This window comes from Lysinibacillus sphaericus, from assembly GCF_015844675.1.
Classification (GTDB): Bacteria; Bacillota; Bacilli; order Bacillales_A; family Planococcaceae; genus Lysinibacillus; species Lysinibacillus sphaericus_E.
Genome location: NZ_LDGC01000096.1, coordinates 34,346 through 46,956, shown reverse-complemented (window position 1 = coordinate 46,956; position 12,611 = coordinate 34,346). Strand labels below are relative to the sequence as shown.

The 12,611-nt window shown below is 34.7% G+C and carries 11 protein-coding genes and 1 pseudogene; 9 read left to right on the top strand and 3 right to left on the bottom strand.

Annotation, left to right across the window (positions count from 1 at the left end):
• The first annotated feature begins 25 nt into the window (after positions 1–25).
• From ABE34_RS24290 to ABE34_RS24260, 7 genes are all read left to right on the top strand, one after another.
• Positions 26–784 (top strand): fumarylacetoacetate hydrolase family protein, encoded by a 759-nt coding sequence (locus tag ABE34_RS24290; RefSeq protein WP_197144955.1) that lies wholly within the window; start codon positions 26–28, stop codon positions 782–784.
• 34 nt (positions 785–818) lie between these two features.
• Positions 819–1,607, top strand: coding sequence for a fumarylacetoacetate hydrolase family protein (locus ABE34_RS24285; protein ID WP_197144954.1), 789 nt, complete (start codon positions 819–821; stop codon positions 1,605–1,607).
• A 13-nt stretch (positions 1,608–1,620) separates the two neighbouring features.
• Entirely contained in the window at positions 1,621–2,007 is a 387-nt protein-coding gene (locus ABE34_RS24280) for a 5-carboxymethyl-2-hydroxymuconate Delta-isomerase (RefSeq protein WP_197144953.1), read from the top strand.
• A 207-nt stretch (positions 2,008–2,214) separates the two neighbouring features.
• Positions 2,215–3,708, top strand: a complete 1,494-nt coding sequence (locus ABE34_RS24275) for an aldehyde dehydrogenase family protein (protein WP_197144952.1) — start codon at positions 2,215–2,217, stop codon at positions 3,706–3,708.
• A gap of 889 nt (positions 3,709–4,597) precedes the next feature.
• The gene (locus tag ABE34_RS24270) at positions 4,598–5,413 is read left to right on the top strand and encodes a helix-turn-helix transcriptional regulator (RefSeq protein ID WP_197144951.1); all 816 of its coding nucleotides are present in this window, start codon (positions 4,598–4,600) and stop codon (positions 5,411–5,413) included.
• Between the two features lie 478 nt (positions 5,414–5,891).
• The gene (locus ABE34_RS24265) at positions 5,892–7,196 is read left to right on the top strand and encodes an APC family permease (protein ID WP_197229944.1); all 1,305 of its coding nucleotides are present in this window, start codon (positions 5,892–5,894) and stop codon (positions 7,194–7,196) included.
• Positions 7,197–7,246: 50 nt separating this feature from the next.
• Complete coding sequence (locus ABE34_RS24260; protein ID WP_197144949.1) at positions 7,247–8,626, top strand: aspartate aminotransferase family protein; 1,380 nt, start codon at positions 7,247–7,249, stop codon at positions 8,624–8,626.
• 312 nt (positions 8,627–8,938) lie between these two features.
• Here ABE34_RS24260 and ABE34_RS24255 read toward each other — a convergent pair whose 3' ends face one another.
• Together ABE34_RS24255 and ABE34_RS24250 are read right to left on the bottom strand one after the other, a co-directional pair.
• A complete protein-coding gene (locus tag ABE34_RS24255) occupies positions 8,939–9,496 on the bottom strand; it encodes an exosporium glycoprotein BclB-related protein (RefSeq protein ID WP_206700765.1) in 558 nt (185 codons plus the stop codon).
• Positions 9,497–9,774: 278 nt separating this feature from the next.
• The gene (locus tag ABE34_RS24250; RefSeq protein WP_197144948.1) at positions 9,775–10,299 is read right to left on the bottom strand and encodes a SpoIIIAH-like family protein; all 525 of its coding nucleotides are present in this window, start codon (positions 10,297–10,299) and stop codon (positions 9,775–9,777) included.
• A gap of 305 nt (positions 10,300–10,604) precedes the next feature.
• On the opposite strand from ABE34_RS24250, the gene ABE34_RS24245 reads away from it, so the two are divergent.
• Positions 10,605–11,108, top strand: a complete 504-nt coding sequence (locus ABE34_RS24245) for a GNAT family N-acetyltransferase (protein WP_197144947.1) — start codon at positions 10,605–10,607, stop codon at positions 11,106–11,108.
• A gap of 96 nt (positions 11,109–11,204) precedes the next feature.
• Here ABE34_RS24245 and ABE34_RS24240 read toward each other — a convergent pair.
• Positions 11,205–11,630 (bottom strand): annotated as a pseudogene (locus ABE34_RS24240) (GNAT family N-acetyltransferase).
• A 396-nt stretch (positions 11,631–12,026) separates the two neighbouring features.
• Between ABE34_RS24240 and ABE34_RS25320 the strand changes: the two are divergent.
• Positions 12,027–12,173, top strand: coding sequence for a YoaP domain-containing protein (locus ABE34_RS25320; protein WP_241747224.1), 147 nt, complete (start codon positions 12,027–12,029; stop codon positions 12,171–12,173).
• Positions 12,174–12,611: the final 438 nt, after the last annotated feature.

The window sequence follows — 12,611 nt, the reverse complement described above, 5'->3', positions numbered from 1 at the left end:
GAGTTTATGAGAGGAGTGAATAGTTATGAGTAAGGCAATTATTAAATTTAGTGAAACCCTTCACACAAAAGAAGTGGAAGTAGATCCTCAAAGCAATACAATTATTCTCGGTGATAGAAATTTAACAGTAGAGCAGTCCTCTTTGGAGGCGCCAATTTCGGGTACAGTATATGGGGCTTTATTAAATTATAGTGGCGAGCTTAAGGCATTAGGTTCATCTTTAACGAAAGAACCTTATAAACAGCCTCCTAAAGCGCCTGCGTTATATATAAAACCGGTTAACACCATTACTGGATTTAAATCTTCAATTCCATTACCCGAGGATACATCTCATCTGCAAGTAGGTGCCTCATTAGGCATTGTCATTGGGAAAAATGCTACTCGTGTAACAGAAGAAAAAGCTTTAGATTATGTATTAGGATACACCATTGTAAATGATGTGAGTATTCCACATGAGAGTTTTTATCGACCAGCTATTAAACAAAAAGCAAGAGATAACTTTTGCCCTGTAGGTCCATGGATTATTGAACGAGATGCAATCGCTGACCCTAATAAGTTGACGATTACTGTATTCGTTAACGATAAATTAAAACAAAAGAATACAACGGCCAATTTAATTCGTCCTGTATCGCGACTGATTTCTGAAATTTCGGAATTTATGACGCTGTATGAGGGAGATGTTTTACTGGTTGGGGTACCTGAAAATCCTCCGCTTGTTAAAAAGGGAGATCGAGTACGAATTGAAATCGATGGAATCGGTTATTTAGAAAATACAGTTAAATGAGAATCTTATTGTTTTGTAAAGGAGCGCGATTAGTATGAAACATGCACGTGTAGTATTTCAAGATGTCATTCATCACGCAATTGAAACAGATGATGGTCATCTTAAACTTGATAATGGACAAATTGTTTCTGAGGAGGAAGTGGGCTGGCTACCGCCTGTCCAACCTAGAACCGTGTTTGCTTTAGGACTCAATTATGCAGATCATGCAAAGGAACTTGCTTTTCAAGCACCAACTGAACCTTTAGTTTTTCTAAAAGGTCCTAATACTTTTATTGGTCATAGAGGTCAGACTTACCGACCGGATGAAGCAACTAATATGCATTATGAATGTGAACTTGCAGTTGTCATTGGGCGTTCCGGGACTAACATTAAACGAGAAGATGCTTATGATTATGTAGCAGGATATACCGTTGCAAATGACTATGCCATCCGTGATTATTTAGAAAACTATTATCGTCCGAACTTAAAAGTAAAGAATAGAGATACTTGTACGCCAATCGGACCATGGCTAGTTGATGCAAAAGATATTGAAGATCCTATGAATCTTACATTGCGTACTTATGTAAATGGAAAAGTTACGCAGGAAGGCACAACGAAAGATATGATTTTTAGTATTCCGCAATTAATTGAGTATTTAAGTAGTTTTATGACATTAAATAAAAACGACATTATCCTTACTGGTACGCCTGAGGGCTTAGCTAATACAAAGGTAGGGGATGAAGTCATTACTGAAATTGAAGGTGTGGGACGACTAGTAAATACTATTATTAGTGAAAAACAGTTCTTAAGAACAGAAAGTGAGAACGCCATTTTTAGTCAGTGAAAGGGATGAAAACATGCCGCATTTTATTGTTGAGTATACCGATAACATAAAGGAAGAAGCAGCCATTCCGAAGTTGCTTGGAAAAGTGAATGATGTTTTGATTAGCCGTGGTAATCTTTTTCCGACTGGAGGAATTCGATCAAGAGCAGTTGAACTTCATGATTACCGAGTAGCAGATGGAGCAGAAGATGATGCATTTGTTCATGCTATATTAAAAATTGGAGCGGGAAGATCGCCTGAACATAAGAAAGAAACTTGTGACAAACTATTCGAAGTAATCAAGGATCATTTTGCTGATTTATTTTCTAGACGATATCTGGCATTATCTATGGAATTGATTGAATTCAGTGAGGAAGGTACTTACAAGCATAATAATATCCATAAGCGTTTTAAAAAGTAAGAAGGAATCTAATATCTTCATTACTGTTGTTTTTATTGAAGGCTCATAACCTCCATTTTTAAGAGGTTATGAGCCTTTATATCACAACATAGTTGAATCGTTTGTAACAGTAGTTCCGCTTTTTACAATAAAAAGCAATTGATGCCGCTTACAATTTAGGTTACATCACGTTAAGTGTAGATTTTCATTTCAGGAAGGGGACTTTAAATGACAAAGAATCAGGCTTTAGATGTGAACTGCATTGAATGGGCAAGTAAAATAAATAAAAGTTATATTGGAGGTCAATGGGTAGAGGGTGGTAGTAAAAGAACTTATTCAATAAAGGATCCATATGATCAGTCAACTATTACAACTGTAGAATTAGCGAATGTAGAGCAAATAAAAGACGCTTATCACAAAGCAAAAGTAGCACAAAAGGAATGGGCTAAATCTACCCCAGAACAAAGAAGAGTGGTTTTAACGAAAGCATTACACTATTTAGAGAAAAATAAAGAGTATATTTTGGAATTAATTACACGAGAAACAGGTGGAACACTACTTAAAGCTCAAATTGAGTTTGGCTTTGGAGTTAGTGACATCAAAGATTCTATAAATATGGTAGATGAAATATACACACCTAAAAATTATATATCTTCTACACCAGGAAAGGTTAGTCGTGTATATCGATTACCTTTAGGTGTTATTACGTCCATCACACCTTTTAACTTCCCATTTAACATGGCAACAAGAACAATTTTCCCTGCCATTGCTCTCGGGAACAGTGTTGTTCATAAACCAGATCTCCAAGTAGGAATAGTTGGTGGACAAGTTTTTGCAAAGGCTTTCGAAGAAGCAGGACTTCCTGCTGGAGTGTTTAATTCAATTTTAACTGATCTTCAAGAAGCAGGAGAAGAATTCCTGTTAAATACGAATTCTTCGTTTATCAGTTTTACAGGATCAACTGCAGTAGGAAAACATATTAATAAAGTAACAGGCGGAACATTAAAACAAATGGCATTAGAACTTGGAGGCAATAATCCTTTAGTAGTTTTAAAAGATGCCGACGTTGAACAAGCAGTAAAAGTAGCTATCTTCGGGAAATTTTTGCATAGTGGCCAAATTTGTGCGATTACAAATCGGATTATTGTTCATCGAGATATTTATGATGAATTTGTTGCTAAATACGTTGAAAAAGTAAAGGGGTTAACAGTAGGAGACCCTAAAGACCACAACACAATTATTGGACCTGTTATCAATGAAAAACAAGCTGATAAAATCATGGATTTAGTTAATAAAGCAAAGGAAAATGGATTAAAAGTTGTCGTAGAAGGTGACCGTAAAGGGAATGTTATTTCTCCATTTGTATTTGTTGATGTACCTAATGATTCAAGTCTTGCGTCTTGTGAGATCTTCGGTCCTGTTGCACAAATTATTCCGGCTGAAAGTGATGAAGAGGCCATTCGTTTTGCGAATGACACGGAATATGGATTATCCTCTGCCATTATAACTAGTGACTTAGAAAGCGGGGAAAGATTAGCTCTTGAGATTGAATCTGGTACAACACATATAAATGATATGCCAGCAGTGCTAGAAGGAAATGTTCCATTTGGTGGAGTGAAACAAAGTGGAATTGGGCGTTTTGGATATGAATGGATTATAGATGAGTTTACTGTTGCGAAATGGGTATCTGTACAAACGAGTAAATTAGATTATCCGTTTTAGGATTGCCGCAAAATTCACTGTTGTTAAAAAAGCCTGTAACCTTGAGGTAACAAGGGATACAGGCTTTTAACTTAAATACAGATAGTAATTATGAGTGGTAAAGGGCTCTAAATTGCTATATTAAAATTTTTCCGCTATTCGTTTTTGATAATTCGTTTTACTTTTTCAACGAATTTAGGGATTTTATATCGAATTAAATGTAATCTATAAAGGTTTTTTAATTCTTCTTCATCAATATGATCTATTGGATTCCGAATAAAAGGCCTCTATATTTCTTCACCGATGATTGAATCAGGAACGGCAATGCCACTTCCGATTTAAAATAAAGTAATAACCATCTTCATTAAATAAAAAGTCAGTAACACTGAGGGTAGGTGATTAATTATCAAAATTTTCCGAAAGTTATATTGATTATTTTTCCTTTTTTAATTACACTTATTTTACGAACGTTTGTAGTGACGTGGAATATGAAAGCTCTACTAATTCAGAAATGTACTTTGGTTCATTTTTGATTTTTTAGATAGCATGTTAGTTGAGTTGATTTACGTAAGTATAGAAAAATTTAATTTAAGGCTTGATTGTTTTGGAAAATCTTCTGGCAAGGTATTTCTAAAATGAAAAATAGCTACTTCTTGAAAATGAAGGTGGCTAAAAATTGGAATTAAGATAGAAGTTCATCTTACCTTATCTCCTTGTAAACAGTGAGCCAGAGAGTAGACGTAGATAAGGAATCAACCCTGAATAATTGCGAAATACCTACTTAAACTTACTTTGTGTAAGAAAAGTAGTAAACCATTGATATAGCTGTTATTTGATTAACCTAGAAAATAATCATATATTAAGCATCGAATTGTAAGCGTTTACTAATTTGTGTTGCAGGGGGAAAAAGTTGAATAGTCCTTTGAATTCGAAAATAATTAGTTACTTGCCGTCTCAGCCTGACTTTGAATTTCGGACAGATTACTATATTGAACAAAAAGTTAGAATTAAACCAAATCAACCATCTATTTTGTTTTATCAATTTAAGATGGGAGGGGTAGGTAGTCAAATTTCTGTTATTCCGGATGGGTGTATCGATATTCTCATTAATTGTGATCAGCACTACGGTAATATTTGTGGAAGCGTTACTAAAAGTAGAATGATTAATCTTCTTCCAAACAGTATATACTTTGGTATTCGTTTTCTGCCATGCCTAGATATTAAGAAACTAAAATTCGGTATAAAAGACCTTACAGATAAAGAAATTTCCTTAAATGAAATGTTTCCTGTAAATACGAATATTTTAGAAAGGGTAGTAACCGATGAAAGTTTTTTGCAGAGAGTCAATATATTCAATGAAATATTGGAAAGTCATATTTTTGAGATTGATAAATCAACAAAACTAATAAAACAATCATTATATAATATATACGCGACAAGAGGTAATATCACCATAATGCAACTTGCAGAAGAAGTAGGATATTCAACTAGATATTTAAGAAAACAATTTGAAGACCATATTGGAATTTCTCCAAAATTATTTAGCCAAATCGTTAGATTTCAATCATCACTAAATATGCTTCTGAGGGCAACACACTTTACGTTAAATGATATTATCTATGAGAATGGTTATTATGACCAAGCTCATTTGATTCGTGAGTTTCGGAATTTTGGATGCACGACACCTTATCGATTTAACGGGGCAAAAAAGGTGCTTGAATATTAGCTAAATGATGTCTAGCTCAAGCAATTACTTATTTAAGTAATTGCTTTTTTACGTGCGCCTGGCATACGAAACGTTTTTGGTGAAAATTTAGAATGTTCCGATTTTTACAATATCAAATTATCTTATTCTGATAATCTGAAATTAATAGAAAGAATGCTTATTGATCCTACTATAGTCAAAGGAAAAATGGGCAATTAACAAAATAAAAGAGGGGAGTCAGATGAATGACGAAATACCGGCTATTTATTAATGGTAATTGGGTTGAGGCTGTGTCAAGCAGAACGTTTGAGTCTATTTACCCCAGAACCGGAAATGTACAGTTAGGCAAAGCCCTAGGTTGACTTGGGTGAAAAAGTTTTGAATATGGAGGGTAACGCTTTGTATAAATAACAAAATTATAATAATGCCAATGGGGGTAGGGATTATAGAGAACATTCAAATTGTATCAGATGGGCAAAGTCTAAAAAGAAGTTTAAAGATGCGAGATTTAGTTATTTTTGGTCTTGGCTTTATGGCACCAGTTGCAGCGATGTCAATGTTTGGAATTATCACATTGGTATCTCAGGGCCATTCTGTCCTTTCATATGTTCTTGGTTTTGTTGCTATGTTATTTACAGCGTACAGTTTCGGTAAAATGGTTGAAGCTTACCCAGTTGCAGGCTCAACCTATACCTACGCCCATCAAGCGTTACACCCTAAAATAGGATTTATAGCTGGATGGGGAATGCTCCTTGATTATCTGTTGATACCCATGCTAACTTTTTTGATCAGTGCAAGTTTTGCAAACGCCCTTGTACCAAGTATTCCAGTTTGGGGTTGGGTTCTCATTTTCGCTATCCCAATCACGATTGTCAATATAATCGGAATTGATATAGCAACTAAGTTGAATTCAGTTTTAGTGCTCTTCATGATTATCGCGGTGATTGCCTTCGTTTTTAGCGCAAGTCACTTTATTATAACGGGTGATTTATCTTTAATAAATTATAAGGCAATTTATAATGGTGATTCTTTTTCTATAGGAGCAGTTATTGGCGGGGCAGCTATTGTTATTGTCGCTTACCTAGGTTTTGATGCTATTACAACCTTAGCTGAAGAGACGAACGTAGAGGGGAATAAAATTGGTTTGGCCATTATGTTTACCTGTGTCATTCAAACAGTATTTTATGTCTCCGTCACCTATTTAGCAGTGATTCTTGTAGGAAACTATTTAACTATTGATAATCCCGACACAGCCTTCTTCAACGTTTTAGAGACGATAGGGGGCGGGTTTCTTCAGACTTTCATTACATTTACGATTATCGCATCTGGAATTGCAAGCGCTTTAGCGAGCCAATCAGCTTCAAGTCGTCTGCTCTTGGGGATGGGACGTGACAATGTCATCCCTCAAAAATTTTTTAGCTATATCCATCCAAAGTATAAAACACCGATGAATAATATTTTATTAATGTCAATAATCGGTGTTATTGGTGCAATGTCTTTGGATTTGCAAATTGTATCCGACTTAGTCGCATTTGGTGGATTATTAGGATTTGCTTTCGTAAATATTTGTGTAATTAATCATTACTATTTAAAAAGTAAGCAAAAAAATATCGTTAAATATTTGATTGTTCCATTAATTGGGATGTCAGTTTGTCTTTATATTTTATGGGGGCTTTCAACAGCTGGAAAAATAGTTGGATTTACTTGGATGGGAATTGGCGTTTGTTATTTCGCGATTCGATCCATATATTCAAAAGAATCCAAGAAATTCTTAACAGATATAGAAGGGCAGAATATTAGTTAACTAAAATAACAAGCTTTATACCTATTCAGATCTTAAAGGAGGAATAAAATATGCAATACGTTGCAAAGCGGAATAACTTAAGCAAATTGGAATTATCAGAACTTGATAAAAAACATTATTTACATCCAACCACACCACCAAGAGCTCATTATTTATCAGGGCCTTCAACAATTTTTACAGAAGGCAAAGGAATTTATTTGAAAGATATAGAGGGGAAAGAGCGTATTGATGGGGTTTCGATGCTTTGGAATGTTAACCTTGGCTATGGGAATGAAGAGCTTGCTGAGGTAGCAAAACAGCAGATGTTAAAACTTTCTTATAGCTCTTCTTTCAGCGGACAATCCAATGAGCCTGCTATCCTTTTAGCACAGAAAGTGGCCTCATTAGCACCTGGTGATTTGAATGTTTGCTTTTTCACATCGGGAGGCTCGGAATCTAATGATACTGCGTTTAAACTAGCCCGTTTTTATTGGAAAGTAAAAGGTCAGCCAGAGAAAACTAAAATTATTTCTCTTGAACAATCATTCCATGGAGTTACAGTAGGAGCCACAAGTGCTACCGGAATCGAGGGATTCAACAAATTTACGACTTCCAATGCTCCGAACTTCCTTACAGCTGCAGCGCATGTTTTGAATGCAGAACTTGGTGACAAAAGTGATCCAAATTACTCGCGTTCTATTCGTGGAATAATTGAATCAGAAGGCTCCGACACCATAGCTGCTGTCATTCTGGAGCCAATCCAAGGTGCAGGCGGGGTTAGGTTCCCTCCTGAAGGATACCTTCAAGCTGTTCGCCAACTTTGCGACGAACACAACATTTTGCTTATTGCAGATGAGGTGATTTGTGGGTTTGGAAGAACCGGAAAGACCTTTGGTGTTGATAATTGGGGCATTGTTCCGGACCTTCTATGTGTTGCAAAAGGAATCTCGAGTGGCTACGCTCATTTGGGTGCTGTAATTATGAGAGAGCATGTAAGAGAAGCATTTATTCAATCAGATGAAATGATGTTCCATGGATTCACATATAGTGGACATCCAATGGCTTGCGCGGTTGGCTTGAAGACACTTGAGATATTAGAAAGAGATCAAATTGTTGAGAATAGTAGACTTCGCGGTGAAGAATTATTAAAAGGACTTAAGTATCTCGAAAGCAATCATAAACATATCACGAATGTAAGAGGGCTTGGTCTACTTGCCGGTATTGAGCTAGTTAAAGATCCTGAAAACGGCATCTCATTTGATCCGTCTGTACACGCGGCAGCTTTATATACAGATATATGCATGGACTTAGGGCTACAATTGCGTTATTTCGATTGGAAGGGAACAAATACGGTTGCTCTTGCGCCACCGCTTATTATTACAAGCCAACAGGTTGAAGAGATTATTAACAGAATGTCTGATGCTTTTAAAAGGTTTGAAAAACAAATTTAATTCACGCTAGCAAAATCTATTTATACTATTGATAGTAAAGACTATATCCAATAAACGACTGCTGACCAGGCGCTCATACCATGTGAGTACCTGGTCTTTTATTCATCATACGGTCTAAACTTTCTATGCAATATAGAGTAGGAGAATGGAGGCTGAAACCATATTTTTTGACACTTATCTAACATCGTGAAGAAGCGAAAGCAAAGTGAACCGATAAAACCTTATATAGTAAAGGTTCACCGGCTAAATAAAAATATAGATTGATCTGAAAAGAACGATTCTACAAGAATCAAAAATGGATGAGAACCTATTTTAAACAATATTAATTCCTGCACTTGCTGTACCGATAACAAGGTCAACTGCAGTTTCTGCTTGTAACGATGAAATATAAAATACCATTAATAAACGATCACCTGCAGCGACTGGTACTGGTGGGAAAGTAGCCGATCCAAATACTAAAAGGCCTAAGGGTACAGGTTCTGTAATTGATGGAACTAAATCAACACTAGCACTTGTACCAGTAAAAGTATTACTTCCTGCAGGTGCAAGAAAAATTTGAGCACGGATTGTTACAAATCCTGATTCTACCAGTCCCTCCAATGTAGTATATGAGGCTGAAATAGCAGTAATATTCCCGTCACGCGGGACGGAGAAAGCTTCACTTAAAACTGCAGTTAAATTAATCGTATTATTTGCAATAGGTACAAAATCTACAGCAGAACCAAATCCTATGATACTAGCAAGATTATTGCCAAGTATATTTTCAACGACTGTTTGTGTTCCAGAGGAGAAGGGAATTATTGAACCACCTTGATTTTCTCCGCCATTCCCAATTTCTGAATTGATACAGATTGATATCTGTGGCCACAAATGGTCCTAAGTTATTACAGTCTTTTCTTGCTGATGAACTATTACAATTATTTTTGCACACAAACTTCCCTCCTTTTATCGCTAGGATATGTGGATGAAGGTAAGTGAGAAGGGCTATTTACTTGATAAATATTACTTTTCTTTGTCTTTATATGAAAACAACCATGACTTAATTTTGTTAATTTTATTGGAGAGCAGGCATGCTATCAAAAACTATCTCTGCTTGACACATAAACGATTTTTTGTAAGTTTTTTATATATCGAAAACCCGGTTTCTTTTAATAATTATTTGCGCCGAATTTAACTTGCACATTTGCCTCCTCGTATTCTTTTTTTACCATATAGATAATTTCATTTGCTTGATATTTTGATAGTTCCTTTGCCATCACTGTTACAGAAACTTTTTCGCCTTCGATTTGTACTAAAGCATCGGGATAGCCTAATGTCTTGATTTGCATCTCTAGTATGGTTTCGGTAGATTCTTCATTATTGAGAGTATCTATTTCAATAGAAGCCTTATTTTTATCTTCTACAAAATACTGGTCTGACGTAATTTGTTGCGTTAACTTTTGGCGAAGCTGGTTTCTCTCGTTACTAACTTGTAGGCGCTTTTCTTCAAATAACGGGCTTGGAGAGGATACTTCCTTTATCACATTCTGTAAAGTTTCTTTTTGATCTGCATCTTCTCTGAATGTAGTCTCCTCTTTCGATTGTTTTGGTGAATTTGTCAAAGAATAGACTGAAATAACCGCTACTAGGGTTAATAATGCAAGTAACCAAGACGATTTACTTTGTAGGTGCATTCACTGTCCCTCCATCAATAAATTTGGTGAAATACTTAGCATCTCTTCACTATCTGTTTAATGAGAAATTAATGTAGTAGTTTCATTTATTATGTTAATGGCAAGAAATACGTAATTTATGAGCCCTACATTGAAAGGGAGTTAATAGAGCATCGGCTTGTTTACCTTAATATATTCCTAAGAAACTAAATTCTTACATAAACATTAAAAATAAATTACGTCCTCAGATTTTGAAGCACTGGTATATATTGTTATAAACTAGGGAGTGAGGAAAATTGATTTCCACATTTAAGGAGGGAATGATTTTGATAATTACGGAAACGGAAAGGTTAGAATTACGAGAGTTTAATGATGAGGATATTTCAGTCCTTTACACAATTTTTTCAGATGCAGAAACAATGAAATATTATCCGTCCCCATTTAATTTAGAACAAACTAAAAATTGGATTGAGAAAAATAAACAAAGATATCGAGAAGATGGTTATGGTTTATGGGCTGTCTGTTTAAAAGAATCGAAGGAGTTAATTGGAGATTGTGGCCTCGTTAAACAAATAGTTGATGGAAAAAATGAAGTTGAAGTGGGTTACCATATTCATAAAAAATATTGGTCTAAAGGATATGCAACTGAAGCAGCTAAAGGTTGTGTGGAATATGGATTTGCACATTTGGAGCTAGAAAAATTAATAAGTATTATTGACCCGAAAAATGGACCTTCAATTCGTGTGGCTGAAAAAAATGGTTTTATGAAGGAAAAGGAATCGTTTATTTTTAATAAAACTCACGATATATATTCATTAAATAAGTTGTAATTGTAAAACATAATGAAGACTAAATAATTACAACTACAACTTCTTGATACCTTATATAGAGGATTATTGAATAAAACACAGTATATTAGGAGATTTTTATGAAAGATCCTTTTTTAAATAGTAGTGCATATAATCCCTTCCAACATTGTCCAATGTACCGTAAACTTGATATCCGTGATTTTCATAAAAATCTAAAGCCTGAAAACTTAAAGTATCGACCTTTATGAAATCACAGTTGTTACTCAAAGCTATTTTTTCGATTTCTACTAATAATTTAGAGCCATAACCTAATCAGCGAATTTCATCATCGACCATAAGTGTATGTATCTCTAACCAATTCCAACAAATTTCTCCCAATATGCCACCACGGACTTGGTCATTTTCATCTGTAAGGAAGAGGTTGATTTCTTGATATCGGCCTCTTAAATCTTTTGGAAAGTGATTTAAATTGTATTCGTAAAGCTTATTATTAATTAAAGATTTTTTATGTTCATTTAGCTCCTGTAAGATTTTATATTGCATACATTGTTCCTCCTTTTTTATAATCGGAAATTTCGCTTCCAAATTATATGATGGGTATTCTCATTCTAATAATGTTCCGTTTTTGATTGTTCATATTTGCGATAAATTTTAGATAATAGTAAAAAGGAAAAGAAATTACTATCCGTTATCTACCTTCGATATAATAAAATAGGGTCGTCATAAAAAGTTTGGGATGGCATTCGTTAAAATGTATGTCACGTTATAAGTTTGGTGATGAACTATACAATAGCAGGATTAATTTGGTAAGTAAAGAGGCGGATGGAAAGGTGAATTATATCCAAATTTATGTTGGCCAATGTCTGTTTGCAGTAGGTGTTATTGATGATTTGAAAAATAGCAGAGAAAAGGGGCATTCCTTTTTATACATATCAACTAATGACGAAAGCACAGAATGCACCTATCATATGGACAATCTTTGGACTATTTTACAATGGTCAGTTTATTTCATATGAAATTATGAGTGCAAACAAATTCGAAATAGGTTTAAATTACATTATGAGTAGGGGATTTATCCCTTTTTGATGAACATTAAGATTAGAGCAAATAAACAAATACCTATAAAAGAACCTAGAGTAAACGACCAAGAAAAATAATCGAAAAAGATGTATGCAATTACGATTGCAAGCATATATCCGAGAACAGTGCCCAACAATTGTTTTTGGATATTCAACGTTCTCACTCCTTACTGCTTAGGATTTTTAAAAGTTATTACCCTTATTTATATTTTATAGAATTATCAGGTAAATATCCATAATAATTCAGAATTCAGGTAGATCAGCTTTGAAATTTAGCAAATTAGTATACAGAACATTAAATATGGGGAGATCCATATGATGCATGGCATTTAGTGAAAAATAATGATCTCAGTATTATTTATGAGCGTATGGCTGCTAAAAAACAGTTGATGTTAATCATTATCACCATCATGCACAAAAATTTTTCTTTGTGCTATTTGCAACA

Excerpts from the sequence above, each read along its gene's own strand:
- ABE34_RS24290 (WP_197144955.1), top strand. The coding sequence starts at position 26 with ATGAGTAAGGCAATTATTAAATTTAGTGAAACCCTTCACACAAAAGAA.
- ABE34_RS24285 (WP_197144954.1), top strand. The coding sequence starts at position 819 with ATGAAACATGCACGTGTAGTATTTCAAGATGTCATTCATCACGCAATT.
- ABE34_RS24280 (WP_197144953.1), top strand. The coding sequence starts at position 1,621 with ATGCCGCATTTTATTGTTGAGTATACCGATAACATAAAGGAAGAAGCA.
- ABE34_RS24275 (WP_197144952.1), top strand. The coding sequence starts at position 2,215 with ATGACAAAGAATCAGGCTTTAGATGTGAACTGCATTGAATGGGCAAGT.
- ABE34_RS24265 (WP_197229944.1), top strand. The coding sequence starts at position 5,892 with ATGCGAGATTTAGTTATTTTTGGTCTTGGCTTTATGGCACCAGTTGCA.
- ABE34_RS24260 (WP_197144949.1), top strand. The coding sequence starts at position 7,247 with ATGCAATACGTTGCAAAGCGGAATAACTTAAGCAAATTGGAATTATCA.
- ABE34_RS24250 (WP_197144948.1), bottom strand. The coding sequence starts at position 10,299 with ATGCACCTACAAAGTAAATCGTCTTGGTTACTTGCATTATTAACCCTA.
- ABE34_RS25320 (WP_241747224.1), top strand. The coding sequence starts at position 12,027 with ATGACGAAAGCACAGAATGCACCTATCATATGGACAATCTTTGGACTA.